Origin of the sequence: Caballeronia sp. INML1 (assembly GCF_023631085.1) — a bacterium.
In the GTDB taxonomy this organism is placed as follows: domain Bacteria; phylum Pseudomonadota; class Gammaproteobacteria; order Burkholderiales; family Burkholderiaceae; genus Caballeronia; species Caballeronia turbans.
Genome location: NZ_JALQDT010000004.1, coordinates 179,717 through 200,021 on the forward strand (window position 1 = coordinate 179,717; position 20,305 = coordinate 200,021).

The 20,305-nt window shown below is 62.6% G+C and carries 19 protein-coding genes; 9 read left to right on the forward strand and 10 right to left on the reverse strand.

Annotated features, from left to right (window positions below; genetic code table 11):
- Window positions 1–69: 69 nt before the first annotated feature.
- The 3 genes from NCR38_RS01880 to NCR38_RS01890 all read left to right on the forward strand — a co-directional run bounded on the left by NCR38_RS01880 (window position 70) and on the right by NCR38_RS01890 (window position 2,397).
- Window positions 70–552 carry an NUDIX hydrolase gene (locus tag NCR38_RS01880; RefSeq protein WP_250476292.1) on the forward strand — a complete coding sequence of 161 codons (483 nt, stop codon included), beginning with the start codon at window positions 70–72 and terminating at the stop codon, window positions 550–552.
- A 7-nt stretch (window positions 553–559) separates the two neighbouring features.
- On the forward strand, window positions 560–1,690 hold the full coding sequence (gene mnmA / locus NCR38_RS01885; protein ID WP_250476293.1) for a tRNA 2-thiouridine(34) synthase MnmA: 1,131 nt from the start codon (window positions 560–562) through the stop codon (window positions 1,688–1,690).
- A gap of 149 nt (window positions 1,691–1,839) precedes the next feature.
- Window positions 1,840–2,397: a TetR/AcrR family transcriptional regulator gene (locus NCR38_RS01890; protein WP_250476294.1), complete on the forward strand. Its 558-nt coding sequence runs from the start codon at window positions 1,840–1,842 to the stop codon at window positions 2,395–2,397.
- A 396-nt stretch (window positions 2,398–2,793) separates the two neighbouring features.
- Here the strand turns inward: NCR38_RS01890 and NCR38_RS01895 are convergent, their stop codons facing one another.
- The 5 genes from NCR38_RS01895 to NCR38_RS01915 form a co-directional block, all read right to left on the reverse strand.
- Window positions 2,794–3,405 carry a glutathione S-transferase N-terminal domain-containing protein gene (locus NCR38_RS01895; protein ID WP_250476295.1) on the reverse strand — a complete coding sequence of 204 codons (612 nt, stop codon included), beginning with the start codon at window positions 3,403–3,405 and terminating at the stop codon, window positions 2,794–2,796.
- 149 nt (window positions 3,406–3,554) lie between these two features.
- The gene (locus tag NCR38_RS01900; protein ID WP_250476296.1) at window positions 3,555–4,256 is read right to left on the reverse strand and encodes a membrane integrity-associated transporter subunit PqiC; all 702 of its coding nucleotides are present in this window, start codon (window positions 4,254–4,256) and stop codon (window positions 3,555–3,557) included.
- Window positions 4,253–5,932 carry an intermembrane transport protein PqiB gene (locus tag NCR38_RS01905; protein WP_250476297.1) on the reverse strand — a complete coding sequence of 560 codons (1,680 nt, stop codon included), beginning with the start codon at window positions 5,930–5,932 and terminating at the stop codon, window positions 4,253–4,255. The genes NCR38_RS01900 and NCR38_RS01905 overlap by 4 nt, the downstream gene beginning before the upstream one ends.
- Window positions 5,925–6,614, reverse strand: coding sequence for a paraquat-inducible protein A (locus NCR38_RS01910; RefSeq protein WP_250476298.1), 690 nt, complete (start codon window positions 6,612–6,614; stop codon window positions 5,925–5,927). Before NCR38_RS01910 ends, NCR38_RS01905 begins: the two co-directional genes overlap by 8 nt.
- Window positions 6,611–7,291 carry a paraquat-inducible protein A gene (locus NCR38_RS01915; protein WP_250476299.1) on the reverse strand — a complete coding sequence of 227 codons (681 nt, stop codon included), beginning with the start codon at window positions 7,289–7,291 and terminating at the stop codon, window positions 6,611–6,613. Before NCR38_RS01915 ends, NCR38_RS01910 begins: the two co-directional genes overlap by 4 nt.
- Before the next feature lie 460 nt (window positions 7,292–7,751).
- Here NCR38_RS01915 and NCR38_RS01920 point away from each other — a divergent pair, with 460 nt between their 5' ends.
- The 4 genes from NCR38_RS01920 (at window position 7,752) to NCR38_RS01935 (ending at window position 10,751) form a co-directional block, all read left to right on the forward strand.
- A complete protein-coding gene (locus NCR38_RS01920) occupies window positions 7,752–8,321 on the forward strand; it encodes a cytochrome b (RefSeq protein ID WP_250476300.1) in 570 nt (189 codons plus the stop codon).
- Window positions 8,322–8,437: 116 nt separating this feature from the next.
- Window positions 8,438–8,995 carry a YceI family protein gene (locus NCR38_RS01925; protein ID WP_250476301.1) on the forward strand — a complete coding sequence of 186 codons (558 nt, stop codon included), beginning with the start codon at window positions 8,438–8,440 and terminating at the stop codon, window positions 8,993–8,995.
- 59 nt (window positions 8,996–9,054) lie between these two features.
- Window positions 9,055–9,645 carry a YceI family protein gene (locus NCR38_RS01930; protein WP_250476302.1) on the forward strand — a complete coding sequence of 197 codons (591 nt, stop codon included), beginning with the start codon at window positions 9,055–9,057 and terminating at the stop codon, window positions 9,643–9,645.
- A 239-nt stretch (window positions 9,646–9,884) separates the two neighbouring features.
- Window positions 9,885–10,751 carry a DUF5672 family protein gene (locus NCR38_RS01935; RefSeq protein WP_061117794.1) on the forward strand — a complete coding sequence of 289 codons (867 nt, stop codon included), beginning with the start codon at window positions 9,885–9,887 and terminating at the stop codon, window positions 10,749–10,751.
- 114 nt (window positions 10,752–10,865) lie between these two features.
- Here the strand turns inward: NCR38_RS01935 and secF are convergent, their stop codons facing one another.
- The 5 genes from secF to queA all read right to left on the reverse strand — a co-directional run bounded on the left by secF (window position 10,866) and on the right by queA (window position 16,829).
- Window positions 10,866–11,816, reverse strand: coding sequence for a protein translocase subunit SecF (secF, locus tag NCR38_RS01940; RefSeq protein WP_061117793.1), 951 nt, complete (start codon window positions 11,814–11,816; stop codon window positions 10,866–10,868).
- Window positions 11,817–11,842: 26 nt separating this feature from the next.
- A complete protein-coding gene (gene secD, locus NCR38_RS01945) occupies window positions 11,843–13,909 on the reverse strand; it encodes a protein translocase subunit SecD (RefSeq protein ID WP_061117792.1) in 2,067 nt (688 codons plus the stop codon).
- A gap of 127 nt (window positions 13,910–14,036) precedes the next feature.
- The gene (gene yajC / locus NCR38_RS01950; protein ID WP_061117791.1) at window positions 14,037–14,366 is read right to left on the reverse strand and encodes a preprotein translocase subunit YajC; all 330 of its coding nucleotides are present in this window, start codon (window positions 14,364–14,366) and stop codon (window positions 14,037–14,039) included.
- A gap of 208 nt (window positions 14,367–14,574) precedes the next feature.
- Complete coding sequence (gene tgt / locus NCR38_RS01955) at window positions 14,575–15,735, reverse strand: tRNA guanosine(34) transglycosylase Tgt (protein WP_061117790.1); 1,161 nt, start codon at window positions 15,733–15,735, stop codon at window positions 14,575–14,577.
- A gap of 47 nt (window positions 15,736–15,782) precedes the next feature.
- Entirely contained in the window at window positions 15,783–16,829 is a 1,047-nt protein-coding gene (queA, locus tag NCR38_RS01960) for a tRNA preQ1(34) S-adenosylmethionine ribosyltransferase-isomerase QueA (protein WP_250476303.1), read from the reverse strand.
- Between the two features lie 95 nt (window positions 16,830–16,924).
- On the opposite strand from queA, the gene recG reads away from it, so the two are divergent.
- The gene (recG, locus tag NCR38_RS01965) at window positions 16,925–19,114 is read left to right on the forward strand and encodes an ATP-dependent DNA helicase RecG (protein ID WP_250476304.1); all 2,190 of its coding nucleotides are present in this window, start codon (window positions 16,925–16,927) and stop codon (window positions 19,112–19,114) included.
- 130 nt (window positions 19,115–19,244) lie between these two features.
- Window positions 19,245–20,204, forward strand: a complete 960-nt coding sequence (locus NCR38_RS01970) for a hydrogen peroxide-inducible genes activator (RefSeq protein ID WP_061117787.1) — start codon at window positions 19,245–19,247, stop codon at window positions 20,202–20,204.
- The last annotated feature ends 101 nt before the right edge of the window (window positions 20,205–20,305 follow it).

Consider the following 20,305-nt stretch of genomic DNA (forward strand, 5'->3'; position numbering starts at 1 on the left):
TCGAGCGTCAGCGCTTACCCTTAGGAGAGGGCGCGCGGGAACGTCGCCGGGACGGTAAAATATCTCACCATGAAATCAGATACTTGGGCCCCCCACGTTACGGTGGCGGCGATCGTCGAGCGAGACGGGCGCTTTCTCGTCATCGAAGAGCACACGTCCGCAGGTTTGCGGATCAACCAACCGGCCGGTCACCTCGAAGCGGGCGAAACGCTCGTCGAAGCGGTAATCCGCGAGACGCTCGAAGAAACGGCGCATCGATTCGAGCCCGAGGCGCTCGTCGGCGCCTATATGACGCACTTCGCGCGACCGGGGCGCGATGTCACGTATCTGCGTTTCACGTTCTGCGGCAAGTCGTTGGGTGAAGAGGCCGATCGTTCTCTCGATCAAGGCATCGTGCGCGCGATGTGGCTCACCGCCGAGGAGCTGCGCGCGTCCGCCGACCGGCACCGGACGCCGCTCGTGATGAAGTGTGTCGACGACTATTTATCCGGGCGGCGCGTGCCGCTCGATTTCATTCATACGCATTCGGTCGCGCCGGTGGTGCGGGCGTGATATCCCTATGAGCAAGCGAAAAGTGGTAGTGGGCATGTCGGGCGGCGTGGATTCGTCCGTGACGGCATGGCTTCTGAAGGAACAAGGCTACGACGTCGTCGGCCTCTTCATGAAGAACTGGGAAGACGATGACGACGGCGAATATTGCTCGACCCGCCAGGACTGGATCGACGTGGTGTCGGTCGCGGATCTGATCGGCATCGATGTCGAGGCGGTCAACTTCGCCGCCGAGTACAAGGACCGTGTGTTCGCGGAGTTTCTGCGCGAATATTCGGCGGGCCGCACGCCGAATCCGGACGTGCTCTGCAATGCGGAAATCAAGTTCAAGGCGTTCCTCGATCACGCGATGTCGCTCGGCGCGCAGACCATCGCGACGGGCCATTACGCGCGAGTGCGCGAGCACAACGGCCTCTTCCAGTTGCTCAAGGCCACGGATTCGACCAAGGATCAGTCGTATTTCCTGCATCGGCTGAATCAGGCGCAACTGTCGAAGACGCTGTTCCCGCTCGGCGAAATCCCGAAGACGAAAGTGCGCGAGATCGCTGCGCAAATCGGCCTGCCGAACGCGAAGAAAAAGGATTCGACCGGCATCTGCTTCATCGGCGAACGGCCGTTCCGCGAATTCCTGAACCGCTACCTGCCGACGAAGCCCGGTCCGATGAAGACGGCCGACGGGAAGATCGTCGGCGAACATATCGGGCTCGCGTTCTATACGTTCGGGCAGCGCAAGGGCATCGGCATCGGCGGCGCGAAGGAGGGCAGCGGCGAGCCGTGGTTCGTCGCCGGCAAGTACATGGCGACGAACACGCTCTATGTGGTGCAGGGTCACGACCATCCGTGGCTTCTGTCGCCGACGCTCGTCGCGGGCAATACAAGCTGGGTCGCGGGTTTCGCGCCTGACGAGGGTGTGGCGTGCGGGGCGAAGACGCGCTATCGGCAGCAGGACGCGGCGTGCCGCTTTGCGAACGCAGACGACGGCCGCTTCGCGCTGCATTTCGACGACGCGCAATGGGCCGTCACGCCGGGGCAATCCGCCGTGCTCTATCAGGGCGACGTGTGTCTGGGCGGCGGCATCATCGAGCACGCGGCGGCGGGGCAAGGGGCGACGCAAACGGCGGTGCTTGCAGCCGCGCGTTAGAGTCGCCGGCAGCAACGAACGAAAGCCCTGGCTTCGGTCAGGGCTTTTTCTTGCCTATCGGTCCGATAAAACCTTTTTCGATACAAGCGCTTGACCGTCTATCTAGCGATAGATAAATTACGCACATCGAACGCAGGGGAATGCCGCAAATGGACAAGAACACGGTACGGGAAGCGCTGCTGGACCACGCTCAGACGTTGTTGATGACGCACGGCTACAACGGATTCAGCTACCGTGACTTGTCCGAACTGGTCGGCGTAAAGACCTCCAGCATCCACTACTACTTTCCAACGAAGGAAGATCTCGCGCTCGAAGCGGTGAATGCATACAGCGCGGATCTGATGTCGTCGATCTACGCGATCGACAGTTCCGCCCCCGCCGACAAGAAACTCGACCGCTACACGAAGCTGTTCGGGCGAATCATCGGCGGTGGTAATCGGATTTGCCTGTGCGGCATGCTGGCGGCGGACATCGAATCGCTGCCGGAGAAGGTCCGTCACGCCGTGCAGTCATTCTATAAAGCGAACGAGAACTGGCTGGCGAAGGTGCTCGCCGAAGGCGAAGCGCAGGATACGCTCGACGCCGGTGGAAAACCCGAAGCCGCGGCGCGCACCTTGTATGCCGCATTTCAGGGCAGCCTGCTTGGGTGCCGTCTCTTTCAGACACGAGCGCGACTGGAAGAAGTCGCGGACGCATTTCGGCGGTAGACAAGGCTGTGGATAACCTTGTGAGAAACACCTGAATTAACGGGGGGCTTTCTACCGTTGAGTAGATAGATTTTGATTCGGGAAGGCTATTTCGTGGATGCCGCCGATTTTTAGTCTGTCGATATGGCGAAAGGTGGACTATCTCGAGTAGAAAGCGCCTGTGCCAGCGTGCATTCGGGCTTACTGCCATTCAAAATCTATCTAGCAGTAGATATGACGGCAGGTTTTGGCATCGCGTTTCGCTTCTCCCGCGACCGCGATGTGCTGAGCGACTGAGGCGGACGCCCATGCGCATGACTGGACGCGCACGCCGACCGCCCAGGCAAACACGATATCGAAGTGACGAACTAGAGCCGCGACGCTCCCGCCGCACGCAGAAGTGCTTCCGGGTCCGGATCAGACCGGCGCGGTATCCACAAATGACTGGCGCTGCGAGATTCGCGCGTAGTACTTGTCGAGATTGGGATGCGCGTCGCGCCAGTTCAGATCGGGCATACGAAAGTCGAGATAGCCGAGCGCACAGCCGCACGCGATATCCGCAAGCGTGAAGCGGTTCGCCGAGCACCACTGCTTCGAGCCGATACCGCGCGCCATCGCGCTCAGGCCGTCCTCGATCTTGTGACGCTGGCGTGTCGTCCACTTTTCACTGCGATGCGCTTCTTCGCGCAAGACCCCTTCGAGACGGATCAGCACGGCGGCATCGAGCATGCCGTCAGCGAGCGCTTCCCAGCAACGCACTTCGGTGCGCTCGCGGCGCTCTTGCGGCAGCAGTTTGCCGACAGGCGTAAGCGTGTCCACGTACTCGCAGATGACGCGCGAATCGAACACCGCTTCGCCGTCGTCCAGGATGAGGCACGGCACCTTGCCGAGCGGGTTGTAGTCGTGGATTTTCGAATCGGATGCCCAGACGTCCTCGAGCACCAGTTCGCAATCGATCTTCTTCTCCGCCATGACGATCCGCACTTTGCGGACGAATGGGCTGGGATGCGAACCGATCAGTTTCATCATCTAGTTTTCACGGTTGATTCGAAATGCGGGCGACGACGATCTTAACCGGGCGCGCACGCACCATCGGATATTTAGAGATAGCTTCCAGCGTCGATGTCGTCTGCCGACAACATGAGCCGCGCCCGGCACGATGCCGGACGCGGCATGGATCATTGCGCGCTGGCCGTCGTCGCGGGGTTCGTGGACGGACACGGCAGAACCGGCGCGGACGCGGGCTTCACGTTCGCACCGCTCTTGCTCTTCGCGGACGCGGCAGGCGCGCTCGTCGCCGAGGGGAGCGAACTCAGGCTGCGCACGCCCGCGGAGATCGCGGAGGCCAGCGCATCGACCGCCTTGCGATGACCGTCGACGAGCGCGTCGTAGCCTGCGTCCACGCGTTCCTGCGCGACGGTCCGGCACGTCAGCACCGTATCCGATCCGGCGGCGCGCACGCTCCACACCGCGTCGATCACCGCCTGCGAGCCTGGCCACGACTCGAAGCGCCGCACGTTCACCTTCACGCGATACACCGGCACCGACTCCGGATGCGGCGTGCCGTACACGTCGATCGCGCCGAGCTGCTGCGTGAGATCGGCGGACAGCGCGCGCCGGACTTCGTCGCCGGGCAGCGACGCCCAGCGCTCTTCCTCGAGCACGCGCACCTGCGCGGGACTCGTCTGCACGACCAATTGATTCTTGGCGACCTGCTGCGGCACGTCGACGGGCGCGAGCTCGAAATAGAACGACGCCTGCGCGGTCGGCATTGGACGCGCGTCGCCGCCGCCGAGCGTATAGAAACGGCTCGTCGGCGAAGCGCAGGCGGCGAGCATCGCCGCCGCGCTCAAGGTCAATATCAACGAGCCGAACTTCATGGTTTGTCTCCCGATTTTCCGCGCACGAGCGATTCCGGATGGCGTTCAAGGTAATCCGCGAGCGAGTTGAGCGACTGCAGCGTGCGCGTGAGTTCCTGCAGCGCCTGATGGACGTCCGACTGAAGCGGCGAGTCCGACTGCAGCGTCGACTGCGCCTGGCCGAACGTCTTCTTCGCTTGCGCGAGCGTGTCCTGCATTTCCGGCAGGACTTCCTTGCCGACCCGGTCGAAGAGCGCGTTCGCGTTCTTGAGCGAGCCATTCAGATTGGTGCCGATTTCGTCGAACGGAATCTTGTCGATCTTGCGCGCGATGTCCGCGATCTGCAGTTGCAGTTCGTCGAGCGTGTTCGGCACGGTCGGCAGTTCGAGCGGATCATTGTTGGCATTGACCTTCGCGGGCGCCGCCTTCGGGAAGAAGTCGAGCGCGACATACAACTGGCTCGTCAGCAGGTTGCCGGTGCGCAACTGTCCGCGCAGGCCGCGATTCACGAGCAGTTGCAGCATGTCCTGGCTCGCTGTCGAACCTTGCTCCGGCAGCGCCTGCTTCGCACGCCTGCCGAGACGATCGGGATAGAGATCGATCGTGACCGGCATCATGAAAGCATGCGACTTCGGATCGTATTGCACGCCGATGCCCGTGACCTGTCCGAGCACGATGCCGCGGAAATCGACCGGCGCGCCGACCGACAGCCCGCGCAGCGACTGATTGAAGTTCATCACGACATGAACGGCCTGGCCATCGGGATCGCGCATCGCGTCGGCCTCATCGCCGGCGAGTCGGAAGGTCGCATTGGTTTGCGCCTGCGGCCCGGGCGGCTGGTTCGGCGGCGTCTGGAACGCAATGCCGCCCAGCACGACCGTCGCGAGCGATTGCGTGTTGAGCGTGAAGCCGCTCGAATCGAGCCGCAGATCGACGCCGCTCGCATGCCACCAGCGCGAATTGGTGCCGACATACTGATCGTAGGGCGCGGTGACGAACACCTGCAGCGTGACGCCGGTGCCGTCCTTGTCGAGCGAGAACGCCACGACCTGACCGACCTGCACGCGCCGGTAATAGACCGGCGAGCCGATGTCGAGGGAGCCGAGCGACTCGCCGTGCAGCGTGAAGGTGTGGCCCTTCTGGTCGCCCGTGACGGCGGGCGGCGTCTCCAGGCCGACGAAGTACGTCTGGTCTTCGGTCGACCTGCCCGCATCGACGCCGATATACGCGCCCGACAATAGCGTCGACAGACCGGTCACGCCGCTTGCCGCGACGCGCGGGCGCACGACCCAGAAGCGCGTGTCCTTCACGGCGAAATCGGTGGCTTCCTTGGTGAGCTGAACATCGACGAGCACGCGTGAATGATCTTTCGACAGCGTGATGGTCTTGACCGTGCCGATATCGACGTCCTTGAATTTCACCTTCGTCTTGCCCGGCTCGAGTCCTTCCGCGCTGACGAAGCTGATGGTCACGGTCGGCCCGCGGCTCGACACCGTCTTCACGACGAGAATCACGCCGATCAGCGCCGCAACGAGCGGAATGAGCCACACGAGCGAGGGTAGCCAGCGGCTGCGCGGCTCGATCACGGGCTCGGGCAGATTCGGCGGGAGGCCGCCGCCTTTGCCTTTGCCTGTGTCGCCATTGCCGGCGGGCGCCACCGGCTGCTTCGGGTCGTTCGGACCTTGGGCGCTAGTCATATTTCTTTCCTGACGGTTCGATGTTGTCCCACATGAGGCGAGGGTCGAATTGCATGGAAGCGATCATCGTCAGCACGACGACCGATGCGAACGCGAGCGCGCCCGGACCCGGCGTGATGACCGCGAGCGACTTGAAGCGCACGAGCGCGACGGTGAGCGTGATCACGAAGACATCGAGCATCGACCAGCGGCCGATACCTTCGACGATGCGAAAGAGCGTCGTGCGCTGCCGCGGCCGCCAGGTCGAGCGCCGCTGCACGCTGATGGTGAGAAAGGCGAGCGTGAAGAGCTTCAACATCGGCACGAGAATGCTGGCGACGAAAATCACCGCGGCGAGCGGATAGTCGCCGTCGTTCCAGAAGAGCGCGACGCCGCTCATGATGGTGTCGTCCTCGGAGCCGAGAATCGACGACGTGTGCATGATCGGAAAGAGATTCGCCGGGATATATAGGATCGCCGCGCTGATGAGCAGCGCCCAGGTGCGCGCGATGCTGTCCGGGTGGCGCCGGTGCACGGCCGCGCCGCAGCGCGTGCAGCGTTGCTTCTCGACGGTGTACGCGAGCGGCTGCACGAGCCCGCAAGCGTGACACGCCACGACATTCGCGCGCGACGCCGTGGTGTAGTAAGGCTCGCTGGCTTCTCCGCCGGTTGCCGGATCGGCCGGATCGATCGGATCGTTCACGATTTCTGACTCGCTTCAGAGGGAATGCGCTTGCGGCCGTTGGCTGGGTGTGTACCGCCGCGCGGGCGGAGCGTGTTCGCGATGTCCCACAGCGCGCGCGGATCGAAGCTCACGACGACCGCGAACATGAGCGTCAGCGCGCCGAACGCGAAGAGCGCCGCTTCGGGAATCACGCGCGCGATGCTGACCATCTTCACGAGCGTGACGAGCACGCCGAGCATGAAGACTTCGATCATGCCCCACGGACGCACGAACTGGATGCCGCGCAGAAGCCCGTTGAAGCCCGGCGGGACGTAGCCCGAGCGCAGCGGAAGCAGCACGTAGAGCAGCGCGAGCAATTCGCACAACGGAAACAGGATGGTCGAACAGAAGACGAGAACCGCCATGATCTCCATCTGCTCGTTCCACAGCGCGACGATCGCGCCGATGAGCGTGGTCTGCGACGTGAGGCCGTTCGCCTCCAGTTCGACGATGGGAAAGCCCTGCGCGATCAAGAACGTGACGAGCGCCGCGAGCGTCATCGCGCAGATTTTGTCGAGGTTCGACGAGATGCTGCGATAGAGCAGCGAGCCGCAACGCGGACATTTCGCCGAAGTGCGTTGAGGCAGCGCACGTTTATGGAAGAGCGCGTCGCATTCGTGACACGCGATCAGATCATCCGGTTCGTTCGCGTTCATGGTCGAGGCCCGAGACGGGTCGAGCGTGTTGGTCGGGCGCCGCGAGGACCGGCTCCGAGCGGACTTAGCAAGCAGCGGGCCAGCACAAAAAGTATCAGCATGGTATCAAATGGCGAGTCGTTATCTGATTGCGCAGAGTGCTTCGCGCCACACGGAATTAAATCGCTGGTCCGCTCGTTAATACTTTGATGCCGGAATCCGGCGCGGGTCGCGCCGCTTCGTCGTGCCTCCATCGACCGTTGCACGCGTGGAATAGTTCGTTGCACGCGCGGCACGCAAAGACCCGGAAACATTGTGGAAAGCCGCCAAACCCGCGCCGGGACTGGCTTTGCCGGCTCAGTGCGGGCCATTTTGCGTGCGCTGGCAATTCGTTATCGTTGAGGTAGCATGGCGGCCTTGAATACTTGTCGTCAGCCGGCGACTGCGCCGGCCAACATTGAACACTTGAGGTGAAAGCAAAATGGAAAGCACCGCTCGCATCGCGGCGACGCCGCCGGCGCAACGCTACAGCGCCACGGCGATCGGCCTGCACTGGCTGATCGCGTTGTTGATCGTGTGCGGCTTCTGGCTCGGCTGGATCATGACCGACATTCCGGGCATCACGCCGACGAAGCTCAAGTACTTCTCATGGCACAAGTGGATCGGCGTGACGGTGTTCGCGCTCGCGCTGCTGCGCCTTATCTGGCGCGCGACGCACCAGGCGCCGTCGATGCCCGATGGCATGCCGCGCTGGCAGCAGGGCGCCGCGCATCTCACGCATTTTCTGCTCTATCTGCTGATGCTCGTCATTCCCGCGTCAGGTTATCTCTACAGCTCGGCGGCGGGCATTCAGGTGGTCTATCTCGGCGTGCTGCCGCTGCCGACGATCATCGGCCCGGACAAGGCGCTGAAGGCGACGCTGCGCATCGTCCATATCGTGCTGAACTACACGTTGCTGTTCTTCGTCGCGATGCACGTTCTCGCTGCGCTCAAGCATCATTTCGTCGATCGCGACGGCTTGCTCGGGCGCATGCTGCCGTTCCACAGATAAGCGCGCCGCATTGTTTCCTGGCCGTTGGCAGGGCGTTTCCCGGCGGCTGATTGTTATCGCGTTCTTATGATTTCCAATACCGGTCTGTTCGATCGAACCGTTTGAATAGGGCACACATGAAAGTGAAACTCAATCGTTGGTTGATGGCTACGGCGGCTTCGCTTGCGCTGGTCGCGGGCGCGCAGGCGCAGGTGGACGTGAGCAAGAGCACGGTGATTGCCACCTCGAAGCAGATGAACGTCCCCACCGACGGCAAGTTCAACAAGTTCAGCGCGCAAATCGCCTTCGATCCGGCGAAGCCGACCGCGGGCACGGCGAACATCACGATCGACACGGGCAGCTACGACCTTGGCGACGACGACTACAACAAGCAGGTACGCGGCGCGGAATGGTTCGATGCCGCCAAGTATCCGACCGCGACTTTCGTCTCCAGCGCGATCGCGCCGGCCGGCGGCAACAAGTACAACGTGACCGGCAAGATCACGATCAAGGGCAAGTCGCAGACGGTCACGGTTCCTGTGACGGTCACGCAGCAGGGCGCGACGGAAACCTTCGACGGCGCGCTGCCGATCAAGCGCACCCAGTTCGATGTCGGAACGGGTGAATGGAAAGATACGTCGATCGTCGCGGACGACGTCGTCATCAAGTTTCACATCGTTGCCGCGAAGAAGTGAGCGGCGCTTTTGTTACACACGACGCATATTCAGCGTACTTAGTTAGTCAGGAGAAGAACTTGAAAAAGCTTTCGATCATCGCCGCGGGCGCGGTTGCATTGGGTCTGTCGTTCGGCGCCTCGGTGAGCGCACTCGCCGCCGATACGTACAAGCTCGACCCGAACCACACCTATCCGAGCTTCGAGGCCGATCACTTCGGTGGCGTGTCGACGTGGCGCGGCAAGTTCAACAAGAGCAGCGGTGAAGTCACGCTCGATCGCGCGGCGAAGACGGGCACGGTGAACGTGACCATCGACCTTTCTTCGGTCAACACGGGCAATGTGAAGCTGGACGAGCATCTGCAGAAGGCCGAATTCTTCGATGTCGCGAAGTATCCGACGGCCGAGTACAAGGGCACGTCGATCAAGTTCGACGGCGACAAGCCTTCGGAAGTCATCGGCACGCTCACGATGCACGGCGTGACGAAGCCGATCAACCTGAAGGTCGAGAGCTTCAAGTGCTTCGTGAACCCGATGATGAAGAAGGAAGTGTGCGGCGTGGAAGCGACGACGACCTTCGATCGCGGCGACTTCGGGATGGATTACGGCAAGGCGTATGGTTTCAGCCTGAAGACGGTGCTGCATATTCAGGCCGAAGGCGTGAAGCAGTAAGTGTCTTCGGTTTTACCGGCAAGCCGCTTCGCGCGCCGACGCGAAGCGGCGCCGCATGACGTCAGGCGCTCCGGCGCCTTGCCTGAAGTTCTTCCATTTTCCCCCGCGTCTTCTCCTTTCCAGACAAGCTACAGACTTTTGCTGATTCGGCAAGGCGGACTGCTATTCTGCGCACGTCAGCAGCGTGCATGGCTGCATGAAAGTAAGATAAACAACCATCTGAAAAGCAAGCTGGTGCAATGAATAGCGACTCCAGAACCGATCTGAGCAACGTGACGGTATGTGCCGTGGACTCGCTCAATCCCCGGCTGGCGTCGCGTGCGTTGGGGATTTCGAGCAGACATTGCAAGTTCGGCGATGTCGTGCTCTTCACGCACGAAGAAATCGATACCGAAGCGCGAATCGTCACTACGCCTCACATCGCGTCGCGCGAGCAATATAACGATTTCATCCTCAAGAACGTCATTCGCCATATCCACACGCCGTGGGTCTTGCTCATCCAATGGGACGGTTACGTTGTCGATCCGTCGGCGTGGAGCGCGGACTTTCTGGACTACGACTATATCGGCGCGCGCTGGCCGGCGCATAACGATGGCATGGCCGTCGGAAATGGCGGATTCTCGCTGCGCTCGGCGAAACTCATGCATCTGCTTGCGAGCGATGAATTTCCGCTGCGTGACGGAATCAACGAAGACGAGCTGATCGGCCGGATTTATCGACCGGTTCTGGAGGCGCAACATGGCATCAAGTTCTCGCCCAATGAAGTTGCGGACCGGTTCTCATATGAAAATGCCGAGCCAACAGCGCCGACGTTCGGATTTCATTCTCCGCATAACTTTTTCCAACACCTGACTGACCTGGAACTAAAGGAACTGGTCGATATGGCGCATCCGGGCACGGTCGCCACGGACAGCATGATCTGCCTGCTGGCAAACTACCTCGTTCGCAATCGGCTCGTTCCGCTCAGGATCTTGTACTCCGGCATGATGAAAACGGTCGACGCCGATCATGTGCGAAAGACGCTCCTCAAAGTAGGCGTGAGCGCGGATCTGGCCGCATATTGCGTGTCGCTTTGCGAAGCGCTGATCCGCGAGCCTGCGCCCTGAACGGTTCCGGGTTGAGCGAATTCTGTCGGGCTGAAGGCGGTGAGCCGGAAACAAAAAGGGCCGTCTTTCACAGACCGGCCCTTTTGCTTTTCCAGGCAGACGCCAGGTTCACGCTCAAACCTGCGCCCCCGCGTTCGGATCGTTCGGATCGAACTTGTCTTTCTTGTCCTTCACGAGATCTTCGCGCTTCACGCCGAACCACATCGCGAGCGCCGCCGCGACGAACACCGACGAATAGATACCGAACAGAATACCGACGGTGAGCGCCAGCGCGAAATAATGCAGCGTCGGGCCGCCGAAGAAGAACATCGACAGCACCATCATTTCCGTACAGCCGTGGGTGATGATGGTTCGCGACATCGTGCTCGTGATCGCGTGATCGATCACTTCCTTCACCGTCATCTTGCGCTGCTTGCGGAAGGTTTCGCGAATCCGGTCGAAGATGACCACCGACTCGTTCACCGAGTAGCCGAGCACCGCGAGAATCGCCGCCAGCACGGACAGCGAGAACTCCCACTGGAAGAACGCAAAGAAGCCGAGAATGATCACCACATCGTGCAGGTTCGCGATGATGCCCGCCACCGCGTATTTCCATTCGAAGCGGAACGACAGATAGATCACGATGCCGATGACCACGCACGCAAGCGCGAGCAGGCCGTTCGTCACGAGTTCCTTGCCGACCTGCGGACCGACGAACTCGACGCGTTGCAGCTTCACTTCGGCGTTGTCGGCCTTGAGCGCGGTCATCACCTGATCGCTCTGCTGCGCGGACGTGAGACCCTGCTTGAGCGGCAGACGAATCAGCACGTCCTGCGACGTACCGAAGTTCTGCACCTGCGCGTCGGGGTAGCCGAGCCTTGCCATCGAACCGCGCACCGGTTCGAGCTGCGCGGCTTGCGGATACTGCACCTCGACGACCGTGCCGCCGGTGAACTCCACCGACAGATGCAGGCCGCGATGCACGAGAAAAAATACGGCCACGAGAAACGTCACGAACGAAATCACGTTGAAGATCAACGCGCGTTCCATGAACGGCAAGTCGCGGCGGATGCGGAAGAATTCCATTGTCTATCTCTCCGGACTCTGCGGAATCAGCGGGACTCGCCCGGTTTCTGTTGATCGATGCCGGGGCCCGAACGACGGCGCACCGTCGGCTTGCCCGTGCGCGCTTGCGCTTGAGCTGCCGGGCGCGGCGCAGCCGCCGCCGTCTTCGTCTTGCCCTTCGCGGTCTTCACGATTTCGTCGACAGGCGATTCGTCGCCGCGTTGCGCCGCGAGATACGCCGCCGCGGCCGCTTCGGCATTCGAGCCTTCCGGACGCCACACCTGACCGATTGCGAGCGACTTCAGCTTCTTCTTGCCGCCGTACCACAGGTTCACGAGCCCGCGCGAGAAGAACACCGCCGAGAACATCGACGTGAGAATGCCGATACAGTGCACGACCGCAAAGCCGCGCACCGGGCCCGAACCGAATGCGAGCAGCGCCAGACCGGCGATCAGCGTGGTCACGTTCGAGTCGAGAATCGTCGCCCAGGCGTGCTTGAAGCCTTCCTGGATCGCGGTCTGCGGCGGCGCGCCGTTACGCAGTTCCTCGCGGATACGTTCGTTGATCAGCACGTTCGCGTCGATCGCCATACCGAGCGCGAGCGCGATAGCCGCGATACCCGGCAAGGTCAGCGTCGCCTGCAGGAGCGAGAGCACCGCGACCAGCAACAGAAGGTTGACCGAGAGCGCCAGCATCGAGAACACGCCGAACAGCAGGTAGTACGCGACCATGAAGACGGCGATCGCGGCGAAACCGTAGGTCACCGAATCGAAGCCCTTCTTGATGTTGTCCGCGCCGAGGCTCGGGCCGACCGTGCGTTCCTCGATGATGTCCATCGGCGCCGCGAGCGAACCGGCGCGCAGGAGCAGCGCGAGGTCGGTGGCGGCCTGCGGGGTCGGCTGGCCGGTGATCGAGAAGCGGTCGCCGAGCTCGGACTGGATCGTCGCGACCGTCAGCACTTCGCCTTTGCCCTTTTCGAACAGGACCATGGCCATCGGCTTGCCGATGTTGTCGCGCGACACGGCCGACACCGCTCGGCCGCCGGCGGAGTCCAGCCGGATGTTGACGGACGGGCGCTGATGATCGTCGAAGCCCGCCGACGCATCGATGATGCGGTCGCCCGTGAAAATCACCTGCTTGCGCAAGAGCACGAGGCGATCGCCCTGCTTGAACGCTTCGTCGCCGGGCGGCACAGCGTCGTTCGGACCGATGTAGGTGTTGACCGGATCGGCGAGGCGCGCTTCGAGCGTCGCCGTGCGGCCGATGATGTCCTTCGCCTTCGCGGTGTCCTGCACGCCCGGCAGCTCGACCACGATGCGGTCCGAGCCCTGCTGCTGGATCACCGGCTCCGCGACGCCGAGTTCGTTCACGCGGTTATGCAGCGTCGTGATGTTCTGCTTGAGCGCGCTGTCCTCGACGGTCTTCTGCGCAGCCGCCGAGAACGTGCCGACCACCTGGAAGCCGTCGCCGCCCTGGCGCGTCACCCATTGCAGTTCCGACACGCCAGTCTGGAGCTGCGTGCGCGCGCTGTCGGCGCTGTCCTGATCCGAGAAGTTCACGACGACCGACTGCCCGATGCGGTTCACGCCGCCATCGCGGATATTGCGGTCGCGCAGATACGTGCGCGCGTCGGCGGCGTCGGAGTCGAGCTTCTTGTTGAGCGCGCCGGCCATGTCGACCTGCAGCAGGAAGTGCACACCGCCGCGCAAGTCGAGACCGAGGTACATCGGCAGTGCGTGCAGGGCCGTCAGCCAGCGCGGCGAAGCGCTCTGCAGGTTCAGCGCGACGATGTACTGCGGATCGGCCGGATCCGTGTTGAGCGTCTTCGAGAGAAGGTCCTTCACGTGCAACTGCGTGTCGGTGTCCTTCAGGCGCACGCGGATGTTCGCGTTCAGTTGCGAATTATCGAAGGTGACTTCGTCGGCCTTGATATTGTTCGCGGCGAGCGCGGCTTCGACGTTCGCAAGCGTCGAAGAATCGAGCTTGACCGTCGCCTTGCCGCTCGACACCTGAACTGCGGGCGCCTCGCCGAAGAAGTTGGGGAGCGTGTACACGAGGCCGATGACGAGCGCCACCAGCATCACGACATACTTCCAGAGGGGATAACGATTCATGGGAATGGCCGACCGGAAAGTTGGCTTCGGAGGAGAGGGCGTCCGGCGTTATGCGCGATGAGCCGGTGATGAAGGATCGGACGGCTCGGTGAGCGAGGCCGCGCCGGACGCGGTGGAACGAGTGGCCTTACAGCGACTTGATCGTGCCCTTCGGGAGAATGGTGGTCACAGCCGCTTTCTGGATCGTGATTTCCGTGCCTTCGGCGATTTCCACGCCCACGTAAGCATCCGTGACCTTCGTGATCTTGCCGACGATACCGCCGTTGGTCACCACTTCATCGCCCTTGGCCATGGCGGCGAGCATGTTGCGATGCTCCTTCTGACGCTTCATCTGCGGACGGATCATGATGAAGTACAGCACCGCGAACATCAGGATCAGCGGCAGGAAGCTCATCAGGCTCGATTCCGCGCCACCCGCGGTTACGCCTTGTGCAAAGGCATTGGAAATGAACGACACGTTGGTCTCTCCGTTAAAACGTCACAAATACGTTCGAAAAACTCGAATGGAAATTAGCCCGGTATTCTACCACTCGCCCACGACGCGACACTCCGGGAATGCGCTTTGTCATCAAGCCGTTACGACTCGCATTTCCGGACTTTCGCTGCATGCTCGGCAAACAGTAGAAAGGCAATTGTAATACTGCCGCGCCATTTCAAGACGCGGCTCAATCGACTCCGCGCGCACGATTTTCCGCGAACGTCTTGCGGAATGCTTCGAACGAGTGATTTTCGATCGATGCCCGCACTTCGCCGATCAATTGCAGGTAGTAGTGCAGGTTGTGAATCGTGTTCAGTTGCGCGCCGAGAATTTCACCGACGCGATGCAGATGGTGCAGATACCCGCGCGTGAAGTTCTGGCATGTGTAGCAGCCGCAGCTTTCGTCGAGCGGCTTCATCGAATTCTTGTGCGTCGCGTTCTTGATCTTGAGATCGCCGAAACGCGTGAAGAGCCAGCCGTTGCGTGCGTTGCGGGTAGGCATCACGCAGTCGAACATGTCGACGCCCGCCGCGACGCCCGCGACGAGATCCTCCGGCGTGCCGACGCCCATCAGGTAATGCGGCTTGTCGGCGGGCAGCTTCGGACCGATGTGGTTCAGCACGCGCATCATGTCTTCCTTCGGCTCGCCGACGGAAAGCCCGCCGATCGCGAGACCGTGAAAGCCGATCTCGGAAAGACCCGCGAGCGATTCGTCGCGCAGATCCTCGAACATTCCGCCCTGCACGATGCCGAAGAGCGCGTTCGGGTTGCCGAGCCGGTTGAATTCGTCGATGGACCGCTTCGCCCAGCGCATCGACATGCGCATGGAATCCGCAGCGTCCTTGTGCGAGGTCGGAATGCCGTTGGTCGAGTAGGGCGTGCATTCGTCGAACTGCATGACGATGTCGGAGTTCAGCACCTTCTGTATCTGCATCGACACTTCGGGCGAAAGGAAGAGCCGGTCACCGTTGATCGGCGACGCGAACGTCACGCCTTCTTCGGTGATCTTGCGCAGTTCGCCGAGCGAAAACACCTGAAAGCCGCCCGAATCGGTGAGGATCGGCCGGTTCCAGCCCATGAATTTGTGCAAGCCGCCGTGCGCGCCGATGACTTCCAGCCCCGGACGCAGCCACAGGTGGAACGTGTTGCCGAGGATGATCTGCGCGCGCAGCTCCTCGAGCTCGCGCGGCTGGATCGCCTTGACGGTGCCGTAGGTTCCGACCGGCATGAAGATCGGCGTTTCGACGACGCCGTGATTGAGCGTGAGGCGCCCGCGGCGCGCCTGGCCGTCGGTCGTCAGCAATTCGAACTTGAGCCCGTTCTCGGGCGGGGTGTGGTTGGCGGTCATCAGAATTCCTGCCACTGGAAAACAGTCCAGCGCATTGGTTGAAAAAACTAGTCGCGGCGCGTCAGCAGCATGGCGTCGCCGTAACTGAAGAAACGGTACTTCTCCTCGATCGCGTGACGATATGCATCGCGAATCGTTTCCATGCCGGCGAACGCCGACACGAGCATCAGCAGCGTCGATTTCGGCAGATGGAAGTTCGTCACCAGCCGGTCGACGACGCGAAATTCGTAGCCAGGCGTGATGAAGATATCGGTTTCGGCCTGCGTCGCGGCGAGCGGCCGGCCGGCGCTTGCCGCATCGCGCGCGGCGGCTTCGAGCGCGCGCATCGACGTCGTGCCGACCGCGATCACCTTGTTGCCGCGCGCCTTCACCGCCGCGATGCGATCGACGAGCGATTGCGGCAGGTCGTACCACTCGGTGTGCATCTTGTGCTCCGCGATGTTCTCCACGCGCACCGGCTGGAACGTGCCCGCGCCGACGTGCAGCGTCAACGTCGCGCGCTCGACGCCGCCGGCATCGAGTTCGGCGAAAAGGGCGTCGTCGAAATGCAGGCCCGCAGTCGGCGCGGCCACCGCGCCGGGATTGGCCGCATAAACGGTCTGATAGCGCGTTTCGTCGTAGGCGTCGGCGTCGTGCTCGATATAGGGCGGCAGCGGCAAGCGCCCGTATTGCTCGATGAGCGTCAGGCATTCGGCCGGAAAGTGCAGCGTGTAGAACGGCTCGACGCGCTCGCCGACGGTCACGTCGAATGCATCCGCAAGGCGGATCGTGGTGCCTTCGACCGGGCTCTTGCTCGCGCGGATCTGCGCGAGCGCCGTGGTCGCGCCGGTCAGCCGCTCGACCAGCACCTCGACGCGCCCGCCACTGGCCTTCTGGCCGAAGAAGCGCGCCTTCAGGACTTTGGTATCGTTGAACACCAACAAATCGCCCGGCGCGATCAGATCGGGAAGTTCGGAGAAGCGCCGATCGACGAGCGTGGCGGGCGTGATGCGGTTGTCGACCTCGAGCAGGCGGCTCGCGCTGCGCTCGGCGAGCGCACTCTGCGCGATCAGCTCGGGCGGCAGATTAAAATCGAAATCGGAAAGCGTGAACATGGCGTGACTGGGTGACGCAACTTAGGCGCGAACAGGACGCGAAAAAACCGCAATCGCGCCGAACAAACCTCATATTGTACTTGCGAAGAGAGTCAATGCCCTTGTCCGACCGCCGCCTGGCTTCCCCGACCGACGCACTCCCGACCGCGGACGAAGCCGACGCGCCTGTCGCGCGCAAGCGGGCGAAGACGGCGGAAAGCGCCGGGAAAAAAACCAAACCGGTCGTGAGGACGGCGGACAAGCTCGCGAAGCTGGGCCTGAAATCGGACATCGATCTCGTATTGCATCTGCCGATGCGCTACGAGGACGAGACCTCGCTCACGCCCATCGGCGAACTGATTCCCGGCGATATTGCCCAGACCGAAGGCGTCGTGTTCGACAACGAGATCGCGTATCGGCCGCGTCGCCAGTTGCTCGTGAAGATTCACGACGACGCAGGCGACGAGCTTACGCTGCGCTTCCTCAACTTCTACGGCTCGCAGGTCAAGCAGATGGCCATCGGCGTGCGCCTGCGCGTGCGTGGCGATGTGCGCGGCGGCTTCTTCGGGATGGAGATGGTGCATCCGGCGGTGCGTCCCGTCGATGACGACACGCCGCTGCCGCAAGCGCTCACACCGGTTTATCCGTCCACAGCGGGCATTTCGCAGGCGTACTTGCGCAAGGCCATCGACTCGGCCATTTCCCGCGTGTCGCTGCCGGAACTGCTGCCCGAGCCGATCGCGCGCGCGCATCTCGCGCCGCTGAACCTGCCCGGCCTGCTCGACGCCGTTAAGACGCTGCATCATCCGCGCGCGGATTCGGATGAAACCGCGCTCATCGACGGCACGCATCCGGCGTGGACGCGCATCAAATTCGAGGAATTGCTCGCGCAGCAACTGTCGCTCAAGCGCGCACACGAGGAGCGACGCACGCGCGCCGCGCCCGCGATGCCGCGCCGCCTGCCCGACGATGACGCGTCGCTCGTCGTGAGGCTGTTGCGCACGCTGCCTTTCGCGCTGACCGGCGCGCAGCAGCGCGTGGTCGCGGAAATCGCGGGCGAACTGACGCTCGCGCATCCGATGCAGCGTCTGCTTCAAGGCGATGTCGGCAGCGGCAAGACGATCGTCGCGGCGCTGGCGGCGGCACAGGCCATCGACGCCGGATATCAGGCCGCGCTCATGGCGCCGACCGAAATCCTCGCGGAGCAGCACGCGCGCAAACTCCGCGGCTGGCTGGAGCCGCTGGGCGTCACTGTCGCGTGGCTCGCGGGCAGCCTTAAGGCGAAGGAAAAGCGCGCCGCGATCGAGGCGGCGGCGCTCGGCACGGCCAAGCTCGTCATCGGCACGCACGCGATCATTCAGGATGCGGTGGAGTTCGCGCGCCTCGGACTCGTGATCGTCGACGAGCAGCATCGCTTCGGCGTCGCGCAACGGCTTGCCCTGCGGGCGAAAGCCCTGAATGCGGCGGACGGCGCGCGCGACTTCCAGCCGCATCAACTGATGATGTCCGCGACGCCGATCCCGCGCACGCTCGCGATGACCTACTACGCGGATCTCGACGTCTCGACCATCGACGAACTTCCGCCCGGCCGCACGCCGATCCTCACCAAGGTGGTGTCCGACGGCAGGCGCGACGAAATTATCGGCCGCGTGCGTGAAGCGGCGCTGACCGGACGGCAGGTGTACTGGGTCTGTCCGCTGATCGAGGAAAGCGAGACGCTGCAGTTGCAGACGGCCGTCGAGACCTACGAGACGCTGGTTGCCGCGCTGCCCGAACTGCGCGTCGGGCTGGTTCACGGCCGGCTCGCACCCGCCGAAAAAGCGGCGGTGATGGACGCGTTCTCGCGCAACGAAGTGCAACTGCTCGTCGCGACGACGGTGATCGAAGTCGGCGTCGACGTGCCGAATGCGTCGCTGATGGTGATCGAGCATGCGGAGCGTTTCGGTCTCGCGCAACTGCATCAGTTGCGCGGGCGCGTGGGTCGGGGCAGCGCGGCGTCCGTGTGCGTGCTGATGTATTCGAACCCGCTGTCGCAGACCGCCCGCGCGCGCCTGAAAACCATGCGTGAGACGACCGATGGCTTCGAGATCGCTCGCCGCGATCTCGAGATTCGCGGCCCCGGCGAATTTCTCGGCGCGCGGCAATCGGGTGAAGCGATGTTGCGCTTCGCGAGTCTCGAAAACGATGGCTGGCTGATCGAACCGGCGCGCGCCGCCGCCGATCAGATGCTCGCGCAGTTCCCCGAGGCCGTCACGCGGCACCTCGCGCGCTGGCTCGGCGCGAGGGAGCACTATTTGAAGGCCTGACTGAACTCGCGCGGGTCATGTCGGTCCCTATTTAGCCGGCGCGGACCGGCGATTCGGCAGAAGTTGTCGAACGACGGCACGCAGGTGTATAACTCAAACCTATTGAATCAATGTATTTCATTGGCCGCCAATGACCCTCACTGAACTGAAGTACATCGTCGCGGTCGCGCGCGAGCGGCATTTCGGCCGCGCGGCCGAGGCGTGCTTCGTCAGCCAGCCGACGCTGTCGGTGGCAATCAAGAAGCTCGAAGACGAACTCAACGTGCAGATCTTCGAGCGCGGCACGAGCGAAGTCAGCGTGACGCCGATCGGCGAGCAGATCGTGACGCAAGCGCAGCGCGTGCTCGAACAGACGCTCGCCATCAAGGAAATCGCCAAGCAGGGCAAGGATCCGCTCGTCGGTCCGTTGCGCCTCGGCGTGATCTACACCATCGGACCGTATCTGCTGCCCACGCTCGTCAAGCAGATGATCAAGTCGGTCCCGCAGATGCCGCTGATGCTCCAGGAGAACTACACGCTCAAGCTGATCGAGCTGCTGAAGCAGGGCGAAATCGATGTCGCGATCATGGCGCTGCCGTTCCCCGAAACCGGGCTGATGGTGCGCGCGCTCTATGACGAGCCGTTCGTCGTCGCGATGCCTTCCGGACACGCGTGGGAGAACCGCGCGAAGATCGATCCGGACGATCTCAAGCAGGAAACCATGCTGCTGCTCGGCAGCGGTCACTGCTTCCGCGATCACGTGCTCGGCGTATGCCCCGAATTGATGCGCTTCTCGCAGAACGCGGACGGCATCCAGAAGACGTTCGAAGGCTCCTCGCTGGAGACGATCCGTCATATGGTCGCGAGCGGCGTCGGAATTACGGTGCTGCCGCGCATGTCGGTGAGCGAGGTGAAGCCGCACGCGGGGGGCATCGATTCGGGTCTGCTCAGCTACGTGCCGTTCGATGAACCGGTGCCGGACCGGCGCGTCGTGCTGGCATGGCGCAAGAGTTTCACGCGCATGCCTGCCATCGACGCCATCTGCGAAGCGATCGCCAATTGCGATTTGCCGGGCGTGAGAAAGCTCGACATGCCTGTCGCCGTGAACTGATCGACCTTTTCCCTGAAACGCCGCGCTCTGGCAACGGAGCGCGGCGTTTTCGTTTGGCGCACGCCTGAAGGCAAAGCTGGCGCGAAGTTCGGCCTATCGAA